Here is a 23,945-nt window from a genome sequence, read left to right on the forward strand (position 1 = left end):
CCGTGCCAGGGCCGCGCATCGCGCTAGGGGACCTGTATCAGGGGGACCAGTGGCGGCGCGCCCAAGTCCTCACAAAAGCCGCATCTCGGGCTGGTTTTGTTCCCCGCCTCTACGTGGCCTCGGCCGGTCTGGGCCTGCGGCCAGTCTCCAGCCTTGCGCCCTCTTACGCGGCGACTTTCCTGCCCCGACACGCAGATTCCGTGGCTTCCTCCAGCGTGCAGGCCACTGACTGGTGGGATCGTCTGCAACGCATGGACGCCAGTTGCCAACTGCCCCAGATCGCAGCCGCTGCCGGCCGGGCGCTGGTGGTGCTGTCCGAGACCTACGCAGGGGCCATGCACCGCGACCTTGCCGCGCTGGCGACCACGGGAGCCGAGGTGGTGCTGGTTGGGGGCGCCGGCGATCTGGACGGCATCGTGCGCGTGCCGGCCAACGCCGCCCTGCGCCACGCCCTGGGCGGCACCCGCACCAGCTTGAACGTCCGCATGGCGGCCTCCTGGCTCGAGCACTGCACGCCCGGCCACCTCATCACCCCCAGCGCACGGCAGCGTTGGGAAGACTGGGTCGCCCAGGTCGCCCGCCCCGAACGCTACGAGCGCCGGCCGATGACGGACGAAGCCGTGATCGACTTCATCGAACAGTCGAAGGACAGCCACCCCGGCTACTCCCGCACCCGCCTGCTGCGCCTGCTGCGAGACCAGGGAATGGCCTGTGAACAAAAGCGCTTCGCCAACCTGTACACAGCGACGATTGGCCCTCGATGACCTCCCTTGTGCTTAAACGCCGGGCCCTGCGGATCGAGCAGCACCCCACGATCCCCTTGTACGTGTTCACCCTGGCAGCAGAAGAGGTCCACCAGGTCGCCGACGTGGCACGCATCTCGAGGGACGAGGCCGGCAAACTGATCGGCTATCAACGTCCCGAGAAGAAGCAGCACGTAAAGCAGATCCTCGAGTACCTCGACGGCGAGGAGGTCCTGTTTCCCAACGGGCTGATTATGGCGCTGCCCTCGAGCGTGCGGTTCAAGTCCAGCCCGGGCCCGGGCAGCAGCGACGGCCTGTGCACCTCGGGCACGCTGGAAATCCCTCTGCCTGACGCCCCCGATGCCCCGCGGCCGGCCTGGATCGTCGACGGCCAGCAGCGCAGCCTCGCCCTGGCCCGCACCCGCAACACCCGCCTGGCCGTGACCATCGCCGGCTTCGTTGCCGAAGACCTGGAAACCCAGCGCGACCAGTTTCTGCGGGTGAACACGGTCTCCCCGCTCCCCACCAACCTCGTCACCGAACTCCTCCCGGAAGTCGGCACCTTGCTGCCGACCAAGCTCTCCGCCCGCAAACTCCCCGCCGTGCTGGTCGAGGCTCTCAACCACGACAAGGACTCACCCTTTCGAGGCCTGGTGCGCCGCCCGTCCACCACGGCCGAGCAGAAGACGGACGCCGTTGTCACGGACAACAGCCTCACCATGGCGATCCAGGAATCCCTCAACTCTCCGTCAGGCGCCTTCTTTCCCTACAAGAATCTGTCCAACGGTACGGTCGACACGGCCACCATCCGTCAGATTCTCGTCGTCTACTGGACCGCGGTGCGGGACACCTTCCCCGACGCATGGGGGCTGCCGGCGACCAGGAGTCGGCTGATGCACGGCGTCGGCATCCGCTCCATGGGACGCCTGATGGACCGCGTCATGATGGCCATCGACCCCGCTTCACCCCATGCTGTGGCGTTGGCGCGGGCCGAACTCGCCCTGATCGCCCCGCACTGCCGCTGGACCCAGGGACGCTGGCCCGACCTGAACACCCCCTGGAACGAACTCCAGAACAACCCCCGCCACATCAGCACCCTGTCGAACTACCTCCTCCGTATCTATGTGCAGGAAAAGGCAAAAGCCGCGTGAAATTCTATTTCCCTGACAGTCAGGACCTGGTGAGCCCCACCTATGACTTCGTCAACGACGAGTACTCGCCCTACCGAGTCCGTCAGCGCGATGACGTCTACGCCCACCAGGCCGTGACGCCGATCCCGTATGACGGGATCCTCGTCAGCAAGGCGGTTGTCGACGGATCCATGAAGGGTGCAGGGAAATACTCCGCCCCACAACGCGAGCGGCTCTACCGCCTGGGTGTGCGGAACTTCTTCCGCCTCCCCGACACCTGCTCCACCATCGGCGACTGTGGCGCCTTCAACTACATTGACGAAGAACGCCCCCCGTACGATGTCGACGAAGTCCTTGACTTCTACGGCCGATGCGGATTCGACGCCGGCATCAGCATCGACCACATCATCTTCGGCTACATCCCTCAAGAATCCGACACGGAACCTGAAGCGGCGTGGGTGGAACGCCAACAGATCTCCCTGGAACTCGCCGAGAACTTTCTCGCCACGGCCAAAAAGCACGGCGCCAGTTTCGAACCCGTTGGCGCCGCCCAGGGATGGGGACCCGACAGCTACGCCCACTCCGTCGCGCAACTGCAGAAAATGGGATACGGGCGTATCGCCCTCGGCGGCATGGTCCCCCTCAAGTCCCACGAGATCCTGGCCTGCCTGCGAGCCATCGACGAAGTACGCAACCACGACACCGAACTACACCTGCTCGGCATCAACCGCGTCGACAGCATGGAGGAGTTCGCCCGCCACGGCGTGACCAGCTTCGACAGCACCTCCGCCTTCCGCCAGGCCTTCATGGACGATCGCAACAACTACCACACCGCCACCGGCGCCTACACCGCCATCAGAGTCCCCCAAGTCGACGCTAACCCCGCACTCAAACGCCTCATCCTGTCCGGAAGCGTCTCCCAGGCCCAGGCCATCACCGCGGAACGGGCCTGCCTGCGCGCACTGCGGGAATTCGACCGCGGAGAGAACTCGCTCGAAGAAGTGCTGGGCGCCCTCGCCGCCTACGAGTCACTCGTCCTCGACCCGAAGAAGAAGAGCTATCTCGCATACTACGAACGCACCCTCAGCGGCGCGCCCTGGCGCACCTGCCCCTGCGCCCTGTGCAAGAAACATGGCATCGAGATCGCAATATTCCGGGGAACCGAGCGGAACAAGCGCCGAGGATTCCACAATCTGACCGTGCTCGAGGCCAAAATGCGCTCCCTCACCTTCGGGTGACCCCCCACTTTTCTTCTTTTGACATGTCTGGAGATGCAATGGCCGACCGATACGAACTCAGGCTCCCGGCGCTCGAGATCCGCCAGGGCGACAGAAAGATCTACTGCTTCGCCGTCGACGGCAAGAAACTTCACAGCTTCGCCGCGGTCTCCCGTGTGCGCCGCGACGGCGACAGCAACCTCCAGGGCTACCAGCGCCCCGAGGTCCTCAGCCACATCCGCGGCATCCGCCGCTACCTCGAGTCCGACAACGCCATGCTCCCGAACGCCCTGGTCCTGGCCTTCGACGAAAGCGTCAGGTTCGAGAGTGGGGCGCGGCGGGCCGCCGGCGTCGACTATTCCGTCCCCGGCGAGTTGGTGATCCCTGTCGACGAGTCCCTTACCGATGAGGACAAGCCCGCCCTGATCGTCGACGGCCAGCAGCGCAGCGCCGCCATCCGCGACGCTGACCTGGTCGAATTCCCCGTCGCCGCCGTCGGGTTCATCGCCGACAACCACGACGATCAGCGCTCCCAGTTCATCCTGGTCAACTCCACCAAGCCGCTACCCAAGGGCCTCATCCACGAACTTCTGCCCGAGACCAGCGGCCACCTCCCGCCCACCTATGCCCGCAAGCGCCTGCCCGCCCAGTTGATGACCCGCCTCAACACTGACGGCCACGGCCCCTTCTACGGCCGCATCGCCAGCCCCACCTCACCCGACGGCAACATCAAAGACACTGCCGTTCTCCGCATGCTGGAGCACAGCCTCTTCGAGGGCGCTCTCTACCAGTACCGCAACCCCGAAGACGGCTCCGGCGACGTCGACCGCATGCTGCTGCACCTGCGCTCCTTCTGGACCATCGTCAAGGACACCTTCAGCGACGCCTGGAAACTCCCGCCTCGCCAGTCCCGCCTCACCCACGGCGCCGGCATCCAGGCCATGGGCTTCGTTATGGACAGCCTCACCGACGGCCTGCCTGCCGAAGACGTCGACTGCGACGCAGTGCGCAACGCCGTCCTGGGCCTGATGCCGATCACCGCCTGGACCTCCGGCATGTGGCGCTTCGCCGACGGCGAGCAGCGCCGCTGGAACGGCCTGCAGAACACCCCCAACGACGTCCGCCTCCTGACCGACCTACTGGTTCGCGCCGTACACAGCTGACCTGACCGTTCGCGGTGCCCCAGCTCCGGGGCACCGCGAATGACGGCAATTCGCCCGCCGCCGGCATCCGGTGGCGGGCAAATCCGTTTTCAGGGCTGCAGCAGCCGGCTGCACGTGCGGTGCTGCCGCCGGCGCTCCACCGTCGTACACCAGCCCATGAGGATGCCGACTGACCCCGGTGAGTGTCGGCCCGGGCCGCTCGCGGGACCGAGGCCCTGGTTGCTGGTGTTGATGAACCTGCGGCAGTACTCGGTAACAGTCGTCAACCCGATGACGGGCAGCGGGGTCACTCGAACGTAGCCGCCGGCCGGTTGACACCTCGTCTCGCCACGCTTGCATCTATCCGTGCGGCAGGTCCTGCGCCGCTCCTTCTCCTTCCGGTCCCGTCAGGCGGGGCAGGTTAGGTCTCCTCCTCGGCCCGCAGCGCCTGCAGCGTCCTGGCACCGCGGGCATCGCGGTGTTCCCGCAGCGTCAGGTACTGATCGCTTGTGCTCGGTCTTGACCGGACCGACTGCATGGGTTATGAAGCTAAATGATCATCTTTATTGTGATCCCATACCCGGTGTCCCGGCGGGGTGGCGTGGAAGGGTGGTGGGGCGGCGGCAGGACGGTGCCGGACGGAGTGGTGACGGGCCGCCCGGGTTGCGGCTTCGGTGCGGTGACCTAGCGTCGACGAATCGTGATCGCCCAAGATTGTCCACCTGGCGGGGGCGTTGTCGGTGGTGCGGTTTACGCTTCAACCGGCTGGATGTGAGCATCTTGTGAAGGAAGTGCAATGTCGGGGCTGAGGGTGGGGGATTTCATCCGCTTTGCCAGCTGTTCGGCGTGCGAGTGCGACGCAATGCCCGAGGGGGAGAAGGTCATATTCATCCGCTTTGAGGTGATGGCGGAATATCTGAGGCGGTGGCGGCACGCGGTTTTCTATGGGGGATTGGCGGTGCAGAGCCGCCGCATGCCGCTGTGCCCGGAGGCGCCATTGTGTGCCGCGTCAGGCGGCAGGCTGCACGGCAGGGTCGGCCCGTGCTCAACGGCCCTGCCGTCGCGGTCCGCAGGCAGCACCCTGAGCCTCTGGGGTCGAGCTTACCTGCCGGTACTGTCGCTCTGCATCGCCGACCGGGAAGGGGCTGCGGCATGACGGACGAACCTGCCGCGTGCCCTCGGTGCGGCGCCAAAATGGTCATGCAATTCGCATCGCGGGGACCTAACGCAGGCAACTGCTTCTGGGGCTGTTCGCGGTTCCCGGCGTGCCGTGGATCACGGGCCATCGACGGCGGCGCGGGCAAGGCGGCGCCGGCCCGGCCCCGCACGCCGAAGGTGAGCCGTCCGATGCTCAGCAGCGATACCTCCCGCGGCCTGTCGCTGCGCCGGGGCGACCTGTTGGTATCCAGTGCCAACATGCTCGGGGCCGGGAAACTCGTAGGCAAGGACGGCGATGGCCTGGTCCTTGAGTACTTCGACACCCCCGGACAGCATGCGGGTGAGCGCCGTCGTCACACCGTCCCCAGGGAGGGGCTCGGGCGGCTCACCCTGACCCCAGAGATGCGGGTGTTCTGGCTGAAGGGCGCCACGTGGCGTTCAGGGCGTGTCATCGAGACCACGGCTCAGCGGGACATCTACGTGCGGGCGCGCAACTGGGAGGGATACCTCCCTGAAGAGGACCTGTATGTCCGCTGGGCACAGCCGCTGACCGACCCCGTCGGCTTTGCCGGCGCCGGACTGATGGAATCGCCTCTGCTGGCCGACATGCGGCGCCCCTTCCTGCAGAGCACCCTGACGCAGCGTTCGGCGGCCCATGGTATGCGCGGAGCACTCTCGAGTGGTATCGAGTTGTATGAGCACCAGGTGGAGACCGTGTGGCGCGTGCTGCAGGACCCGGTGCAGCGCTACCTCCTAGCAGATGAAGTCGGTCTCGGCAAGACGATCGAGGCCGGCCTTATCATCCGGGAACTCCTGCTGGACCAGTCCGACCTCACCGTGCAGCTGATTCTCCCGCCGTTCCTCGTGGAGCAGTGGCGCCGCGAACTGTCGGGCAAGTTCCGCACGGGTGACTTCCCGGGCGCCCGCATCGTGTACTCCCGCGATGACGCACCCGACACGTGGGAACCGGCTGATCTCGTCGTGGTCGACGAGGCGCACAATCTGGCCCGCCTCGCGTACAGCGAGCAGCCCGAACTGTCCAGCCGCTACGCGCGCCTTGCTGAGGTTGCCACAGCCAGCCCGCGCCTGCTGCTGCTGTCGGCGACGCCGGCGCTGCACAACGAACGCGCCTTCCTGGCCATGCTCAAACTGCTCGACCCAGCCGTCTACCGGGATACGACGGCCGAGGACCTGCGCCAGCGTATGGAGGCGCGTTCGGGGCTGGGCCGACTGTTCCTTGGACTCCAGCCCCACTTTCCTGGCGTTCTGCTGAACAAGCGCCTCACTGAGATCGGTGCCACGTTTCCTGAAGACGCTGAAGTCGCCGCCTTGATCAGTGAGGTCAGGCAGGCAGTCGGAGGACCGGACCGGCATGCACTGGCCGGCGCGATCGGCTCGCTGCGCACCTATGTCTCCGAGGTGTACCGGGTCCACCGGCGGATGCTGCGTACCCGCCGTACCGCTGCGCTGCACGAGTCGTACAGGGTCACCGGGCGTTTGCGCCCCCAGCAGGTTGTTCTTCCCTCGTCCGCGTTTGCCGGCCTTGCCTCCCTCCTGGACAACTGGCGCCAGGAGGCTCTTGCTGCTTGTGAGTTCGACAGGGAAGCCCGCCGAGAGGCAGCGTCCGCCTTCGCGACGGCAGTCGCGTTGTCTTTGGACCCGGATGCCCTGCGCGCGTGGACGCAGTCTCGGGCGGCAGCCGCACAAGGCGAGCAGGAAGCGCTCGACCGCATCGAGAGCGACCTGCGGTTCGTCAGCCGCCGCCGCGACATCGCACGCCCGCTGGCCGATGCACTGACCTATCTGTTCAAAACACGTGAACGGGTGGTCGTCTTCTGCCCGACACCGCAACTGGCAGGGGAGTTGGCCGGCGCATTCAGGGAACTGCTTCCGGAGACTGTCTACCAGCACCTGGCGAGCGACTCGCCCGCAGTGTCCGAGCAGGCGGTGCGGACTTTTGAGCAGAGCCGGACGGCAGCCGTCCTCGTTGCTGACCACTCAGCGGAAGAAGGACGAAACCTCCAGTTCGCCGATCTCCTCATACACGTGGGCCTGCCGCCCGGGGCAAACCGTCTCGAGCAGCGTATCGGCCGATGCGACCGCTGGGACGCGCATCGCGAAGGCGGCGCCTGGCGCTCTTACTGGGTGGCGGAGACGGACGACACGCATTCGTTTGCTGCAGCGTGGATGCGCATCCTCAGCGAAGGGTTCGCCGTCTTCGACAAGTCCGTAGCCAGCCTGCAGCACGCGGTGGACGCCGCCACAGACACTGCCTGGGACATGCTGTTCGAGCACGGTGTTGAGGTGGCACCCGAGGCCATCCGCACGGTCCGCACCATGCTCGAGGACGAGGTCAAGCGCGTACAGGAACAGGACGCTCTGGACAGCATCGAAGCACCTGCTGATGAGCGCTCCGTGTACGGCCGGATGATGGCCTCGGAGAGCGAGGCAGCCTCGTTTGCCGACGTTACAGATGCGCTGCTGTCCGCGCGGCGGGAGGCGGGGAACCTTCGGTTCGCACCCGCCGGCGACCCCGCCCATGCGATCGGCAGCTACGAACCCGTCAGCCGGCCGACCGCCGGACAGGTTCAAATCCCGCTGGTACCCGCTGCGAGACTGCAGCGTGACTTTGTGCCGCTTGCAGGACACCGCGGCACCTTCGTGCGCAAAGTGGCCGTCGAGCACGAAGACGTCCGCCTCTACCGCTACGGCGATCAGTTCATCGATGCCGTGTCCGACTTCCTGTGGAACGACGACCGGGGGAGAGCCTTCGGCATGTGGCGGTGGATCCCCGCCTGGCCCTACGCAGAGCGCTTCGCCTACCGCTTCGACTACGCCGTCGAAGCGCAACCGCTGCAGGCCAGCCCGGAAAGCGACCTACTCGACCAGTTGGCTGCAGCCTGGAGTAGCGACCTGGTGGACCTGCCGTCGCTGCGACGCCGGGCCGACGCGCTTTTCCCGCCGCTCATCGTGACTGTGTGGACAGACGCAGACGGCACACCGATCACCGACGAGCGCCATCTCGACGCCCTGCAGGCGCGCTATGCAAAGCCCGCACCCGGGCAGCTTGGAGGCGACTACGCACTCAACTCAGAGCGCATCAAACACGCATACGAACTCATTCCGGCCAGCCAATGGGGGGCGCGCTGGCGTGCTGCTGAGCACAGTGCTCAGCACCTGGCCCACAACGACGACGCCGTAAGCGAGACCCGCACACGGGCCCTGGCCCTCGCCGAGACCGATATAGCCACCCGACTACGGCAGTTGCGACTGCGTGCCGCGCGGTCAGAGGGAAACGAGCGCGCTGAACTGGAGGAAGAAGTGGAAACGGAAGCGCTGGCGGGGCAGGAGTTGATGACAGCGCTCCAAACGCCTTCGCTCCGCCTGGACAGCACCGGTGTGGTCGTGATCTCGGGCCGCAGCCTGGAGCAGGACGGTCGCGCGTGACCGCTCAACTTGACATCGTTCAGCGCATTGTTTTGGGAAGGGAGGCATCGGCGGATCAGCTCACTGGCCCCCATCGGCGCTTCGCCGACGCCTGGCGCTCCGGCCTTGCCGGGCCCGCCCTCAGCGGCGACATTGCCGCTCTGCTGGCTCAGATGCTTCGCCATCAAGCGGGCGTGACGGGCCAGCGCCACCACGAACTGGAGATCAACCTCCACGAACGCGGAATCGACCTGCAGGCGCTCAAGCGAGCGCACCTGCGTGTCGAACGGTTCGGCGCCACACGGCACACCGTGCGGCTCGGCGACGCCTGGACGCCTGACTGGCTCCACGGCGACCCCCGCTGGATCGATCTCGCCTGCGCAAGCCCCGGGCCGTTCGTAGGCACCGACAACACGACGGTGGAGACCAGCGCTCGCCCGAACAGCCCGGTGCCAGTCGATCCAGCCCTGCACGCGATCGCTCCCGACATCGACCGCTACCGCTCACGCAGCCAAGCCAGCGCAGTTCGGACGGCCTGCTTGGCCGATCCGGCCTCCACCCTGCATGTCGTCCTGCCCACCGGCACGGGCAAATCTCTCGTCGGTCTGGCCCCTGGGCTGCTTCGTGCACGCGGAACCACCATCGTGGTGCTGCCCACCATCGCCTTGGCGCTCGACCAGGAACGCCACCTGCGCAAACGTTTCCCGACGTCCGTGCTCCCTCGCGAATTGGCCTATCACAGTGGCCGCCTCAGCGAGGAACGCGCAGCCATCAAGGAACGCCTGCGCGAGGGAACTCAGCGGATCCTTCTCACGTCACCCGAAGCCCTCGTACGCGGATTCACCGCGACGCTGCGCACCCTTGCGACGTCCGGCCAACTCACCAACCTGGTCATCGACGAGGCGCACTTGGTGCGCCTGTGGGGCTTGAGCTTTCGTCCCGAGTTCCAGATCGTCGCCTCGCTCGTGGGCGAACTGCGAGAACTCGCCACCGGGGCCGGGCACCCCCCGCCGCGTGTCACACTTTTGTCCGCAACGCTGTCGGCGCCCAGCCTCCAACTCAACGATCAACTCTTCGCAGGCAGCGCCGAGTCACTGTTCGTCGGGTCGACGTTCCTGCGCTCCGAACTGCGGTACTTCCTGGGCGCCACCACGTTTTCCGGCGTCCGGATCGAACGCCTCATTGAAGCGATGCACCACCTCCCGCGGCCGGCGATCATCTACACCACTAAGAAGGAGCCCGCCAGGATCATCGCTGAGCGTCTGCGGGCCGCCGGGTTTGCTCGCACCGCCGTTTTCCACGGAGACCTCGGTTCTGCCGAGCGTCTTGACATCATGCATGGATGGTCCGGCGACGACGGGCCGACCACGACCGACATCGTGGTCGGCACCAGCGCCTTCGGTCTGGGGGTAGACCAGAGCGATGTACGTACCGTGGTGCATGCGTGCGTCCCGGCTTCGGTCGACCGCTTCTACCAAGAAGTCGGCCGCGCGGGACGCGACGGCCACGCGGCGCTGTCGGTCTGGCTTCCTGCCGTGCCTGACGCGGCCGAAGGCCAGCAAGTCGAAAACGCGACCGTGATCGGGAACACCAAGGCGTGGAACCGATGGGAAGCCATGCGCGATCACTGCCTCCCTCCGCCGCAGGAGGGCAAGGGCCTGATCCTGGACACCACAGTCGTACCCGGGCACGGCGAAGAGCCCTCGGACGCCAACCAACTGTGGAACCGCAACACGCTCGTCCTCATGGAACGCGCCAACCTCATCACCATCGAGAGGCCGGACCCGCCGGTAGTCGAACGCATACCCGGCGAGTCCGAGCAGGCGTGGCGAGCACGGTTCAGCAAGGAGTGGACTGCCTTCGTAAGCCACGTTCCTGTACGGCTCAGATCGCACGTGGCCAACCTGGACCGGCAAACCCTCGAGGCTGCCTTGCAGCGGACCCGCGCGGATATCAAGAACGCCGAAGCCGCCTCAACGGCGCGCATCACCCGCCTGCTGGCAAGAAGAGAATGCTGGGGACGCGTACTGAGCGAGGAGTACACCTACACGGACGTAGGTGCGATGCGGGCCAGCCAGAACGTGGCGCCCGCGTGCTCCGGATGCCCCGCAGAGGCCCACGTGCACCAGCCCGTTTTGCACACCGCGCGCCCGCTCGTCGGGGAAGCGCTCATGCCCGACCTCGGCAGAAGCCCCAGCACCGCCCTGGCGAACCTGGCCGCCGGCCACCGCAGCATCGTGGTCACCTACCCCAACGGACGTCTCAGAACAGCCCTGAGTAACCTCATCCAGTCATGCGTCACCAACGGCGTACGCGGCATTGCCGCCTCGGCCTCGCTGCTCGGGCTCCCGGCCATCCGTACGGCCTCGCGGTTCGCCGACGAGGGCATGGTTGCCGTGGACCCCCTGCGGACCGGCGGGGTACCTGCGCGCCTTTCGGTGCCGAGTCTGATCCTGATGGACCACGGGGAGACGCCGCCCATCTCATGGCTCGCCCCCACCAGTGGACCACTTCGCGTCGTAGTCGTCCCGGAAGACATGCCCGACCCGGCCTATCCAGATGCACTCATCAAGAGCATCCGCAGCCCTCACTGGACCATTGACGACTTCCTCAGGAGACTCTGATGGCTGTCTTGAACCCCCCGCGAAGCCTTCCGGCCCTTGGCCGCGCCATCATCAACTTCCTCACCGGATCCCGACGGGCCTGGACCGAGGAAGAGCTGATCGAGGCGTTCAGACCGCCGGGCCTGAACGAGGACAGCTCCTCTTTTGAAGGCGTCGCGCACACCCTCTACACCTTCCGGTCGATCGGGATGCTCTGCAGTGACACGGACGGTGTGATCACCGTGAGCGACAGCGTCGCTGTCCGGGGAGGCACACTGTCGCCTGTGGCGTTCCGCCGCGCGCTTCAAAGGCATGCCCTCGATCTGGACCGCGACGGTGACCCGTGGCAGACGGGCCCGGGGGAGAGCCTCACCGGTGGGGCGCGTGATCTGCTGAGGGCGATGTCGTGGTTCCTTGCGCAGGATGCGCTCGGGCGTCCCCTGGCGTGGACCAGCGGCGTTCAGGCCCTCCAGCAGGCGCAGTTCCCGGACCTGGACAATGACACCTGGGGCATCACCAACGACACGCGATGGGGTGCAGTCACCCGATGGGGACCGGCACTTGGCCTCACGGCGCCTTCGCTTGTGCAAGCCAGATCGGGACTTGTGCCCCTCCCCGTCGTGGCGATCAACGACGTCTTGGACGAACTGCCTGCCGGACAGGTGCCCATCGGTGACTTCCTGGGCCAGCTGGCGACCAAACTGCCTGTGCTGCATGGCGGTCTGGTCCGCGCCTCCCTCGTGGCGTCCCTTCCCGACGGAGACCCTGACCCGGGCATCGCGCAAGATTGCGCCGACAGTTCGGTAGGTCAGGCACTGCGCATCCTGCAGGACCGCGGCCGGCTTGTCTTCGACACCCTGCCGGACGCCGACGGCATTCGGCTGTCGCGATTCGACAGCCAACGTCAAACGCACGTCACGCTGGTTCAAGGAGGAAAGCGATGACTTGGCGGGGCACTCTTCCTGCCGCCTGCTGGGAGGCCCGCGAGGCCCCGGCCATCATTCCGGTTGAGGCAGAGAGCACTTCTAACGGGGTGTTCCTCGCCACGCACAGCTCGATCCCGATCCTCCTGCGCGACCAGGTGGACAGCGCGATAGGCGGCACCGTCGTCGACGAGCACAGCCTGCGGCGCGCCGTCGAGGAACTGCCAGCGGACCAGCCCATCATCCCCATCCTCGGGAAGTCGGGCACAGGGAAGTCGCACCTGATCCGCTGGCTTCGCATCAACCTGAAGCCCAACGACGCGACGCGGCTGATCTTTGTCCCCAAACACCGCATGTCGCTGCGCGGGATCCTCGAACTCATCCTGGAACACGCCACCAGCGAACGCGCCGAGGAGTTGCGTGCCAAGGTTGCCGCTGCTTCGGATGCTGCCGCGGACGAAACCACAGCACAGCTTCGCCTGCGCAACGAGTTGGCTGTCCTGGTCGAGACCCGCGGAGCAGATAAAGACGGCACGCCCGAGGAGAACGATCTCCGCGCCTTCCTTGCTTCTGCGGAGGGCCTGCCCGCCCTGCTGGGCGACCCCGTCTTCCGCAGGCGATTGCTCGCCGACAACGGTCCCATCGCGCGTCTGGTCCGGGAAAAGCTCTCCGGCAAGGGTTCGGAGGACAAGGAGGACGCGTTCGGTTTCAGCGCAGCAGACCTGGACCTTTCGGTCGATGATGTCAGCAAGGCCGGCGCCGACGCTGCCAGTGTCGCCAGCGCACTCGCCAGCGATGCTCCCCTGCGGGACCTGGCAGCGAAGATGCTCAACGAGCAACTCGGACCGGCGGTCAGCGAGGTCTTCGGAATCGGGGGAGACGACCTCAAGCAACTCCTCGTCGAACTACGCCTCGACCTGCACAAGCAGGGGCTGGAACTCCTCCTCCTGATCGAGGACTTTTCGATCTTCCAAGGCATCCAGGGCGGTCTTATCGACGCGATCACTTTGCTGCCCACCGAGACGCTTGCCCTGTGCCCGATGCGTGTCGTCATGGCCGTCACCACTGGTTACTTCGTCAACCAGATGCCGGAGACGGTGTACACGCGGACCTACAAGGTCTTCGATCTCGAACTCCCCGCGGACAAGACAGCCCCGTTCGACCCCGCAGGGTTCGCCGCCCGGTACCTAAACGCGGTACGCGTCGGCTCCAAAGAGATCGACAGGCACCGCACGGACGAACGCCCGGAGCCCAACCACTGTCTGCAATGCCCCGTCCGGGACAAGTGCCACCAGGCGTTCGGGGAGGTTGAAGGCGTCGGTCTGTTCCCGTTCAGCAGGACGGCACTCGACCGGGCCATCCGCAGCCAGTCCAAGGGTGATGCCTTTGTCGCGCGCGACGTGCTGACCCGCGTCCTGCGCCCCGTCCTCCACCGTGACCAGACCGAACTCGACGAAGGCCGTTTTCCCAGCGCCGGATTCGAGAACGACTTCCACATCGGCGCGCTGGACATCCTCGACAACGTCGAGGACCACGTCCGGCTGCGCACGCCAGGTGACCCCGCACTCTCCGAGCGCCGCGTCCGGATGGTCCGCTTTTGGGGGACAGGCCACGGACCGCAGAACCTTCACCCGGCGATCCACGAAGCATTCGCCGTCCCGCCCCTGCCTGACCTCACTACAGAGCAGCAGACTCTCCCGCATCAGTCGTCACGGCAGAAGCCCAGCCTGCCCGTGGATAAAACGCGTCAGGCATCCGTTGTGGCGGACCCGCCTCCCCCGCCGCCCCCGTCCCCGGCGGCTTCGAAGCCGCCTTTGGTCCAGGCGGTCGACGAATGGCACAACAGCGGCAAGCTTCTTCAGAGCCACCGCAACGAACTCCGGAAGATCGTGCACACTGCCGTCATCGGCTGTCTGGGACTCGAAGACGGATACGGAGGCGACAGCGGAGACTGGACCAAGGGAAGGGCGGAACTCGCGCCGAGCTTTGATGCGAACACCTCGATCGCGCTGGACGGCAGTGGCCTGCAGACCGCGCTGATCTCGATCGACCACCGCAATGTGGAGGACGTCCGCGTTCTTCGTGCCCTCGCCTGGGTGAACGCGAAGGAGTCCTGGGAGAACGTGGAACAGGGCGATGCACTGCAGAGCCTGTGCGTGAACAAGGTCCAGGAATGGGCGGACAGCGTGTCCGCTTTCCTCCTTCCTCCGCAAGGTGACGACGCCGAACTGGCCCGGCTTGCGCACGCCCTTCTGTCCGTCAGCAGGGCCCTGGGGATCGCCGACTCGTACAAGAGCGACGCACTCAGCCGGGTTAAGGCGCTCTTCGCCAGCCCGCCGAGGCTGGCCGATGCCACGCAACGGCCCTACACGCGACGACTGCAGGACCGCTTCGCCAACGCTGACCCGAAGGCGGATCGAAACCTCCTTCAGCGGCGGCTGCTCCGCTTGACGTCCTACCGCCAAGGCACCGGCAAGCCGCTGGCCGTTGATCTGCCGCGCCTTGTGCGGGTAGTGCGCGATGACGCGGCTGCTGCGCCCTGGCCTGAGCATGTCCCCGAGCAGATCAGGAACTTGGCGGACGGTATCGAGAAGCGCGTCACCACGCTGGATCCGCTGCTCGACGAAACCCGACGGCTGGTACCCGACGTGAGCGATCTCGGCGGTGACGTCGCCGAGGTGGCCCATGCCCTGACCACCCTGCTCTCCGACCTGGCGTCGCTTGGCCAGTCAGCCAACTCGATCAACGCGCCCGCCCTCCAGGGCGCGGCGAAGTCGGTGAAAGCCGGTGATCTGAAGAAGGTGAGGGACCTGAGTGAGGGCCTTGACGCCTGGCCCACCCTCACCGCCGATCAGCGCCTGCGCCTGGTGACTTTGGATGAAGGGCCGGCCCTGCGCATCCGAGCCTGGCTCGACCCTGCGCTGGACGCCGTGAAGGTACTGGAGCAAAAGCTCCAGGCCGGACCTGCCTCGGAAGCTCGCCGTGAGTACGACGAGACCCTCGAGAGGCTCGTTACCGGGCTGGAGACCTTGAGCCGTGAGGTCATGGACGTGGCCGGACCCGAGGGGGACGTATGACGCTCGTCGAACAAGTTCAGCGTCTGCGTGTGGCAGCAGTCGCTGCCCACGACGAGGACAAGATCAAGCGGCGTACCGGCGAGCTGGCTGGGCAGGCCGAGAGCGTTGAGACTCTCATTGCGACGATCCAGCGCCTCAGAAAGGGCGTGGCTGCACTGCGCGCAGCCCACGCAGCCTTGGACGCAGACCTCGCTCCGCAGGCCGCCCAACTGGCCGCGGCCCTGCACGCGCTCGCTGAATCGCTGCCCGGTCAGGACGCCGATACCCCATCGCAAGCACTGAAGGCGCAAGTCAAAGCAGCCGATGGTTTCGTGAAGGGACTCCGCGGGTCCGTCGAGCAGGCATGGACTGCTGAACGCAACCGTGAAGTACCGGTGATCAATGAGGATCTCGTCGCTACGCTGGGCAAGAGCGGAATCGACGTGGAGGAGATCCGCATCAAGATCGAGAAGGCGCATGGCGTGCTCAATGTCCTGAAAAACCGCGCCGTCCCCGAGTTGGGCGACGTCGCCAGGCTGGCCGCGGCGCTGGAGAGCCTCCAGGCATGCGGCAAGCAGATCTCCGAACTCGTTGACCCGGTCCTCGCCCGAGTGATCACCGGTGCCCAGGAAGCAGCCGGGGCGCCCTTGAACTCCTTTACCCCCGAGGTTCTTGCCGGGCTGTCAAGGCTGGGAATCCTGGACCGCTTCTGGGTGAGGCTGCGGTGACTCCTGAAACCGAGAGTGAAATCCTCGACGTTCTCGAAGCACATGAGGACCCCCTGCTGTCCTGGGGCGTTGTCGACGGCGGATTCACCGACGACGAACTCCACACCCATATCGATGACATCCTCATGAAGTGCGGCGAACTCGACACCGCCCAAGAGGCAATCGAGGACCTCGAGGACAAGGGCCTGATCATCCGTGATGATTCGGTCACGCCGTCACGGTGGCGTACCCGTAACGGCGAGACGCTGCGTCTGCTGGCCCGACTGCGCCAGATCTTCCCCTCCGGCGACCCGGCGACGGCCTGGCGCCAAGGTGCCGCTCTCGTCTCGGACTTCCGCTACGCACGGCGCCCCCGTGCCTACCCCCGGCGCGACCAGGCCAGACACGCAGTCATCGACGGCACCGATGCGCTCCACGACCTCTACCGCCAGGTCATCGATGCCATGACCCGGCGAGGGCCCAAACACGCCGACCTCAGCGGGTTCCAGGTCCGCGCCAGCCGTCAGATCTTCACGGCCCTGCAGTCCAACATCACCACCGCCACAGTCGTGGGTGCCGGCACGGGAAGCGGCAAGACACTCGCCTTCTACCTGCCGGCCTTCGCCTACCTGACGGGACTCAAGGACAAGTCGGCATGGACGCGCGCGCTGGCCGTCTACCCGCGCAATGAACTCCTCAAGGACCAACTCAACACCGCTTTTGCGAACGCCCGGCGACTCGACCACCTGTGGACGAAGACCAACGGCCGGCCCATGACCATCGGGGTGCTCAACAAGGACACCCCGACCAGCATGAAAAGCCTGACAGCCTCCTACTCCGCATGGACGAAGCGGGCTGAAGGCTTTCAGTGCCCTCACTTCACCTGTCCCGGCAACGGATACACCGTGTGCGGGGGAACACTGTTTTGGTCCGAGCAGGACGCCAGGACCAGAACGGAACGCCTGACCTGCGGCACCTGCACGCGCGTGTTCGACGACTCCGTGCTGGTCCTGACCCGGCAGCGGATGAGCCAGCGGCCTCCGGACGTGCTGTTCACCACCACCGAGATGCTCAACCGCGGTCTGTCCGACCTGTCGCTGGGCAAACTGCTCGGTGTCGGCGCGGCCAAGAAACCCCGCTTGATGCTGCTCGACGAGATCCACACCTACAGCGGCACCACCGGCGCCCAGGCAGCCCTCGTCCTGCGGCGCTGGCACCACTCTCTGCGCAGTCCGGTCACCTTCGTCGGCTTGTCCGCGACGCTGTCGAACGCCGTTCGCCACATGGCCGATCTGACGGGCGTTGACGATGGACTCGTCACCAACATCGAACCGGGCGCAGACGAAATGGAGTACGAGGGCGCCGAATACATGGTCGCAGTGCGCAGCGACCCGACCAGCGGCGCCTCCGTGCTGTCCACCACCATCCAGACAGCGATGCTCCTCCCGCGCGTCCTCGACCACCCGGCAGAGCGCACATCCCAGGGACTTCTGGGCACCAAGGCGTTCGTCTTCACCGATGACCTCGATGTCACCAACCGGCTCTTCTTCTACCTCCTCGACGCGGAAGGCCAGCGCTACCGCAGCCCCCGTACCCAGCAGTTCAAAGACCCCCTGGCATCCATGCGCCGTCCCGGCCAAGACGGCCTCACCGACCAGCGGCGCGCCGGCCAGGTCTGGGACCTGCCGGTGAAACTGGGCCACGCACTCGGCCGCCCGGGCCTGAACGTGAGCCGGACCACCTCGCAGGACGCAGGAGTCGACACAGCCTCCCAACTCGTCGTCGCAACGGCCTCGCTCGAGGTCGGCTTCGACGATCCAGACGTCGGTGCCGTGCTGCAGCACAAGGCGCCCCGCGGCGTCGCCGCATTCCTGCAGCGCAAGGGCCGAGCCGGCCGAAGCCGCCGCATGCGCCCGTACACCGTAGTTGTGCTCTCCGACTACGGGCGTGACCGTGCCACCTACGAGGCTTGGGATGCACTGTTCGATCCCGTCCTGCCCGAACTGGTGCTTCCCATCCGCAACCGCGCGGTCCTCCGCATACAAGCCACCCTGGCGATGCTTGACTGGCTGGCAGAACAACTGCAACCCGTTCACCAGTACGCAAAGCTGTGGCGGGACTTGAAGGATCTCGCCGATCCGGACTACCCGGACAACCGCAAGGTTCAGCAGACTGCCGTCGCCATTCTGCGCGACCTGCTGCGCGACCCCGGCCGCCAGCGCAGCCTCCGTCTGTGGATCGAAGGCGCACTCCAGGTCCCGGAGGAGTTGGCCGCCGAGATCCTGTGGCACCCCCCTCGCCCCCTCATAATGGCGGCCGTGCCCACCCTGGCACGACGACTGGACAACGAGTGGGCCATTGCCGAGGACCACACGTACGTCAAGGGTAAGGACATGATGGGCAGAAACCCGCTGCCCGACTTCTTCCCCGAGAACCTCTTCAGCGAACTCGCACTTCCCGAAGGGTACGTGGTCATACCCCCGCAGCAGCCGTGGGAGAAGGAGCCTGAACTCCAGGCGATGGGCCTGGCTCAGATGCTGCGCGAATACGCACCTGGACGGGTGTCACGGCGCTTCGCCACCCGCAACCTCGAGCACCGGCACTGGATCCCCATTCCCTACGGGGAGCGTGAGACCGTCATGGATCTCGCCCCTGTCCTCCAGGCGCACCACCGGGAGGAGACGGCCACCGTCGAAGTCAGCGGAGTCCCCACCCCCATCCCGATCGTCCGTCCCGACAGGGTGGAACTCCAACTCGCACCGCCAGAACTCAAGGATGCTTCCAACGCGGCCCTGGTCTGGCGATCCCAGTTCCTGGAGAGGGGCCTCGGCCTGGTCGCCCGCCTTCCCCTGTCGGACCCCATCGGCGGCCTCATCGGTGAAGCGCGCTTCTTCCTTCACGCTCAAAACGCCCACGTCGAGGTCCGCCGTCTTGCAGTCCAGAGCGAGGCCAGTTTGGTCTTTGCCCGGGGCGGCGAAGCCCGCGTCAAAGCACAGTTCTCGCTCGATGACGAGCGGGTCGGTCTCGGAGCCACCTACGACGTGGACGGCCTGCGCCTGACCATCACGGTGCCAGACGTGATTACTCCACCGGGAGACCTCGACCCAGCCCTGCGCAGCGCCTGGTTCCAGCACGTTTTGACGAATGACCCCGAACTGCTGGAACAGATGAACAAGTTCCAGTTGGAATGGCTGCACCAGACCATCGAGTGCATGCTGCTGATGTCCGCCGTGACCGACGGCACGCCGCTTCCCCACGCCTACGAGACGGTGCGGGACACCTTCGCTGACCGACTGACGGACACCCTGAGGGCAATGTTCCGCAGTTCGGACGTCGAGGAGAGCGAGTCCGCCACACTCGGTCGAGTGGGTGAGCGACTGCGCCAACTCCTCGCCGACAAAGACATCGTCGCCCGCTTGGACCACCTTACGGATCAGGTCTGGAACCCTGATCCTGCACAGTTCCAGGCCTGGCTGCGCCAGCGTGTCCTCGCCACGCTTGGACAGGCGGCCCTGTGGGCCGCCCGGGAGATCTGTCCCGAGCACGACCCTGAAGGCATCATCGTCGACGTAGAGCCCGGCTACGCTGCCGACGGCACATGGCGCCGCGGCCAGGTCTGGCTCACCGAAGCCTCGATCGGCGGCGGCGGAATCATCGAAGCGCTGGCAACGCGCGTCCGCCCCGATCCGCGGCGGTTCCTGCGGCTGATCATGAGAGCCGTCCAGCCCTCCACCAGCGAACTGGTCGACGCGCACATGCGGCGGATCGTGCGCTACACCACTGAGCGCAGCGACTGGCTCGACCTCGTTGCGCAGTACCGAAGTTCGGCGACGCAGGCAGACCGTGTGAAAAACCTCGACCGCATACGGGCGCAGTTGCGCGCCTCAGGCATCCATGGTGCGGAACAGGCTGTCGTCTCGAGCCTGGCAAACCGCCTGCTCCGGCCCGGATCGACCGCACAGACGGACCAGGCACTTCACACCCTTATCGACGAGTGGGAGATCCAAGAGCAGCGTCTGGGCCTTGAAATCTCGCCGCGTACCTGGGCTTATCTGATGCGTCATAGGTACGACTTGGACGCCGGACTGAACCTGTCCGCGAACTCCTCAGACCGCCAACGTATCGACGCCATCCAAAGCGCACTGTGGCCACGCGGATGGGCCATACGCTCCGGAGCTCTGCAGTCGTGGAACCCCTACTTCGACAATTGGCCGGCTGCACCCGATCTGCTTCGGGGGCTGTTCACGTCCACAGACGACCTCATCAGTGTGACAGATCCCGACGCGGACAACCTGGTGCGCACACGCCTGGCCCAACAGGGATCCGCCCAACTCATCGCACTCCCCGAGGACGTAACCGTTTTGGCGGGCATGCTGGTGGATCTGTCGATCCGCGCCATCGAAACGGACTTCCTCCAGGTGTTCCCACGAGTCGTCGAGATCGACCACCGCTCCGAGGGCAGCGTCGTGGCCACCCTCGAACTTGCCGAGGTGTCCGCATGAGAAGGATCACCACCGTCGGGGCCGGCGAGACCCGACAGCTCACCGATCTGCTGCAGAACCTTCTGGTGGCCGAGTTGCTGGCTCCGTCAAGTCGCCTGTGGGTACTGTCCCCGTGGATTTCCGACATTGCCGTCATCGACAATGCAGCCGGACAGTTCAAGAGCGTGCTCCCCGCCTTGCCGGCCCGGCCCATCCGGCTGACGGAAGTACTCATCGAACTCGCCCGCCGTGGCTCGGACGTCCGAGTGATCATGCGCGACGATCCACGCAACGCCATCACAGGACAACGCCTCAACGACCTCGCCCCGGTGGGGCCACGGCCGACCCTACTCATCCGGAACACACTGCACGACAAAGGCATGGTGAGCGATAGATTCCACGTTCACGGCTCGATGAACTTCACCTTCTTCGGCCAGAAAGTGAACCAGGAAGGCGTCACCGTCGTATCCGACCCCGACCAGATCGCCCGCGCCTGGGTCGAATACCAGAACAGGTACCAATTGCCATGAGCATCGACTTCAAGGAATTCTTCGGTCCAGGCAACGACATCACGCCCACACGGGTAGAACCGAACCTGCAACTCATCCTCGAGAACTTCATGGCAGGCATCCAGCAGCGCCAGATCGGATTCCTGCCGCGAAGCTCCGGCGGCCGTCTGTGGTGGTACGGCTTTGCGCCCACCGCACGCCAGCAACGCGAGACACTCGCCATCCTCGACAGCTGGATCGGCCCCACTTTCAGCGACCTGCCCCGCCACCGTGGTGCCCTCAACCCGGCTGATCCGTTCGATGCCGCACTGGCAAAGGCAACTGTCAAGCCACTACGCTTTGAGGTGCTGCCCCGCCCGACAGCGGATTCGGAGGATTGGAAACGCGCGCGAGGCCAGGTACGCGACGCCCTGCTGGTTCTCAGTAAACTCCTCAACGGTCGGCCGCCCTCGGAGTTCGACGCCCCCCGAACTACCGTCGAGGTCCTCGACGACCTCGGACACGCCATCGCTGCCCGCGACCGTACGGTCGCCTTGGCCTGCCTGCGCGAACTTGAGGCGACCGCCGATCTCGACCGGTCGAACCTGGCCTTCCTGCGACTGCGGTTGTTCGCTGGACTCGAGGACTGGAAGGCCGTTCTCGGGGACCGGGATCTCGACCACGTCCTCGCCATGCGTCGCCCCTTGAGCGTCACTCAAGTGATCCAGCAGGCGGTCTACGCCAGATGGTTCGCCCCGCACGACGCAGCAGGCAAAGAGGAGGAACTACTCGGTGCCGTTGCCGCGCTCCCCGCGGCATTGCGGCCGCTGTTCTCGGGCACACCGACAACGAGTCGGGCGCAGGCTGTCGTGGAGTTCCTCATCGCGGTCCAAGGAGACGCGGGAGACGACACACTCAACCGACTCCTCGACGAAGCCGGCACGATCGAACCCGGCCTCCCCGCCCACCTGCGCAATGTGCTGCACCTGCACCGGGAACAAACCCCTCAGCTCACGGCCCCGTCGGAGCCACCCGCCCTCCTGGATCAGCCCGGCGCCCCGAGCGAATCACCCCTCGAGCGCGCGACCGGGATGATGGCCCGGGGTGAACTTCAGGCAGCCATCGAACTCGTACTGACGCTCGAACCGAGCCTCCACGCGGCATACCTGCTCTTGACCTGTGCACGCGACCTGCAGTCACCGCAGCAAGCAACGTTGGCACTTGAGTACATCTCCACGCATCACCTGCACGACTTGATCGAGGGAGCGAGTGCACGCCTGCGCGATGATCTTGCCTGGCTGGAGCAGTTCACCCAGGACGGACCACACCCGGACTGGCGCACCTGGCTGGATGCTCTGGACGGGGACCATGGCGGCGCAGCGCTGGCTGCCGGCCCCGAAATCACTGACGGCTGGACGCCGCTGAGCAGCAGTGCGCTGACAGCATGGCTTCACGACGCCTCCGACGAGACACTCGGCAAACTCGGTGAGCTCGGGGGCCAGTTCATGGCAGCGCACCGCGACATCTTCACTGAAGACGGAGCGGCCGAACTCAGTGAACGTGTCCTCGCCGGTCTCGCGCTCAGCGGCAAGAACTCGGCCGGCGTTCGGGTGCAGACCCAAGCCTTGCTGGACTATCTGCTGTCTGCCAACCCCGCCTCCGCGGTGTTCGCCTCGGCGCTCGAGTGGACCGATCTCATCGTCTCCGCAAACGTCTCAGCTGTGACCACGACGTGGGCGATCGACATACTGCAGACGGCGACAGCTACAGCGGCAGCGGCAACGAGCCCTGCCACTGTTGATTTCTTCTACAAGACCACCAAATTGGTGAGGCCGTTTAAGACGGCCCTGGACCCAACCGGCATTGAGGCCATCAAGCTCATAGCCGGCGAACTGGGAGTCGGCGTCCCGGAAGACTTGCTTGCCGACCAGGTACAGGACGCCGACCCTGGAGCGCCGTACCGCTACCTGCAGGACTCAAAGGTGGTGCTGTACTCCCTGACCGAGTCGGCCACCACCCGGGCTGCACAGATACTGCGCATCCTGGTACCCAAGATCGACATCGAGACGAGCGCCGAACACGACGGCAGCAGCAAACTTGCCGCACAGGCAGCCAATGCTGACGTTTTTGTCGTGGTGACGGCATCGGCAAAGCATGCCGCCACTGACTTCATCACTGCTAAGCGGGGGATGCGCCCAGTTGTACTCGTCAACTCGCGTGGCTCATCGGCGATTTTGCGTGAATTGGCGGAAGGGTGACGGTCCATAACGCAGCTGGCTAAGGGCTTGCAGATCATTAACACGTTGTCTTGATCATGCTGCCGGGGTCGCTACTCAGAAGGAATTCCCAAACCGGAAGGCACGAGGGGCGGTTTCTTCCACTTCCCTACGCCCTTCGCCGACATGACGCTCGCTGCGAAGACCGACGCGCTCGCGGACCTGCTTGGACCCGTTCTGAAGGAGTACACCCACGTCGCTGGAATCGTCGTCTCGAACGCAGCCCACCGAACGCCTGCCTCTCCCGCCGGACGAGGACGCGCCCCGTCGAGCGCCGGACAGGGCTTCCAGCGCGGACTGCCCCTCGACAGGGTCCGCGAGACCATCGTGATTCCCGGAGGATCGTCTTGCCCGAGCAGACGAGCCTGGCCGCCTACGGGGAGAACTTCAAGGCCATTGACAATCGCCCGCATGTGCGATGCCGAGGCAGTCTCGCTCAACTGGGCTCTGGCGAAGCTCGGCGTCCCCGGGGGTGTGTCATCCCTGTTGTCAGTTCCTCCGGACCCTCGTTCGGCCCCCCTCTGGACACCATGAGGTCGACTTCCGGCGTGGGGAACCTCAGGAGGACCGAGAAGGGGAGGGCTGCAGGCCCCGG

General features: G+C 65.8%; 12 protein-coding genes. All 12 read left to right on the forward strand.

The features are described 5' to 3' along the window. The first annotated feature begins 200 nt into the window (after positions 1-200). The 12 genes from P8T65_RS33780 (at position 201) to dpdD (ending at position 23,332) form a co-directional block, all read left to right on the forward strand. Positions 201-764, forward strand: coding sequence for a hypothetical protein (locus tag P8T65_RS33780; protein ID WP_316728984.1), 564 nt, complete (start codon positions 201-203; stop codon positions 762-764). Then, positions 761-1,894, forward strand: a complete 1,134-nt coding sequence (gene dbpB, locus P8T65_RS33785) for a DGQHR domain-containing protein DpdB (protein WP_316728985.1) — start codon at positions 761-763, stop codon at positions 1,892-1,894. The genes P8T65_RS33780 and dbpB (P8T65_RS33785) overlap by 4 nt, the downstream gene beginning before the upstream one ends. After that, positions 1,891-3,111 (forward strand): tRNA-guanine transglycosylase DpdA, encoded by a 1,221-nt coding sequence (gene dpdA / locus P8T65_RS33790; RefSeq protein WP_316728986.1) that lies wholly within the window; start codon positions 1,891-1,893, stop codon positions 3,109-3,111. The genes dbpB (P8T65_RS33785) and dpdA overlap by 4 nt, the downstream gene beginning before the upstream one ends. Before the next feature lie 38 nt (positions 3,112-3,149). Further along, positions 3,150-4,253 (forward strand): DGQHR domain-containing protein DpdB, encoded by a 1,104-nt coding sequence (gene dbpB, locus P8T65_RS33795; protein ID WP_316728987.1) that lies wholly within the window; start codon positions 3,150-3,152, stop codon positions 4,251-4,253. 1,326 nt (positions 4,254-5,579) lie between these two features. Continuing rightward, positions 5,580-8,837, forward strand: coding sequence for a protein DpdE (gene dpdE / locus P8T65_RS33800; RefSeq protein ID WP_316728988.1), 3,258 nt, complete (start codon positions 5,580-5,582; stop codon positions 8,835-8,837). Next, positions 8,834-11,440 carry a protein DpdF gene (gene dpdF, locus P8T65_RS33805; RefSeq protein WP_316728989.1) on the forward strand — a complete coding sequence of 869 codons (2,607 nt, stop codon included), beginning with the start codon at positions 8,834-8,836 and terminating at the stop codon, positions 11,438-11,440. The genes dpdE and dpdF overlap by 4 nt, the downstream gene beginning before the upstream one ends. Then, a complete protein-coding gene (dpdG, locus tag P8T65_RS33810) occupies positions 11,440-12,363 on the forward strand; it encodes a protein DpdG (protein WP_316728990.1) in 924 nt (307 codons plus the stop codon). The genes dpdF and dpdG overlap by 1 nt, the downstream gene beginning before the upstream one ends. Continuing rightward, positions 12,360-15,419 carry a protein DpdH gene (gene dpdH / locus P8T65_RS33815; protein ID WP_316728991.1) on the forward strand — a complete coding sequence of 1,020 codons (3,060 nt, stop codon included), beginning with the start codon at positions 12,360-12,362 and terminating at the stop codon, positions 15,417-15,419. The genes dpdG and dpdH overlap by 4 nt, the downstream gene beginning before the upstream one ends. After that, positions 15,416-16,126 (forward strand): hypothetical protein, encoded by a 711-nt coding sequence (locus tag P8T65_RS33820; RefSeq protein ID WP_316728992.1) that lies wholly within the window; start codon positions 15,416-15,418, stop codon positions 16,124-16,126. Before dpdH ends, P8T65_RS33820 begins: the two co-directional genes overlap by 4 nt. Then, positions 16,123-20,607, forward strand: coding sequence for a protein DpdJ (gene dpdJ, locus P8T65_RS33825; RefSeq protein WP_316728993.1), 4,485 nt, complete (start codon positions 16,123-16,125; stop codon positions 20,605-20,607). The genes P8T65_RS33820 and dpdJ overlap by 4 nt, the downstream gene beginning before the upstream one ends. Next, positions 20,604-21,116, forward strand: coding sequence for a phospholipase D-like domain-containing protein DpdK (dpdK, locus tag P8T65_RS33830; RefSeq protein ID WP_316728994.1), 513 nt, complete (start codon positions 20,604-20,606; stop codon positions 21,114-21,116). Before dpdJ ends, dpdK begins: the two co-directional genes overlap by 4 nt. After that, positions 21,113-23,332, forward strand: a complete 2,220-nt coding sequence (dpdD, locus tag P8T65_RS33835) for a protein DpdD (RefSeq protein ID WP_316728995.1) — start codon at positions 21,113-21,115, stop codon at positions 23,330-23,332. Before dpdK ends, dpdD begins: the two co-directional genes overlap by 4 nt. The last annotated feature ends 613 nt before the right edge of the window (positions 23,333-23,945 follow it).

It is taken from the genome of Streptomyces sp. 11x1 (assembly GCF_032598905.1).
In the GTDB taxonomy this organism is placed as follows: Bacteria; Actinomycetota; Actinomycetes; order Streptomycetales; family Streptomycetaceae; genus Streptomyces.

Bases quoted from the DNA above. Each gene is read 5' to 3' on its own strand.
- dbpB (WP_316728985.1), top strand. From the start codon at position 761: ATGACCTCCCTTGTGCTTAAACGCCGGGCCCTGCGGATCGAGCAGCAC.
- dbpB (WP_316728987.1), top strand. From the start codon at position 3,150: ATGGCCGACCGATACGAACTCAGGCTCCCGGCGCTCGAGATCCGCCAG.
- dpdE (WP_316728988.1), top strand. From the start codon at position 5,580: ATGCTCAGCAGCGATACCTCCCGCGGCCTGTCGCTGCGCCGGGGCGAC.
- dpdG (WP_316728990.1), top strand. From the start codon at position 11,440: ATGGCTGTCTTGAACCCCCCGCGAAGCCTTCCGGCCCTTGGCCGCGCC.
- dpdH (WP_316728991.1), top strand. From the start codon at position 12,360: ATGACTTGGCGGGGCACTCTTCCTGCCGCCTGCTGGGAGGCCCGCGAG.
- P8T65_RS33820 (WP_316728992.1), top strand. From the start codon at position 15,416: ATGACGCTCGTCGAACAAGTTCAGCGTCTGCGTGTGGCAGCAGTCGCT.
- dpdK (WP_316728994.1), top strand. From the start codon at position 20,604: ATGAGAAGGATCACCACCGTCGGGGCCGGCGAGACCCGACAGCTCACC.
- dpdD (WP_316728995.1), top strand. From the start codon at position 21,113: ATGAGCATCGACTTCAAGGAATTCTTCGGTCCAGGCAACGACATCACG.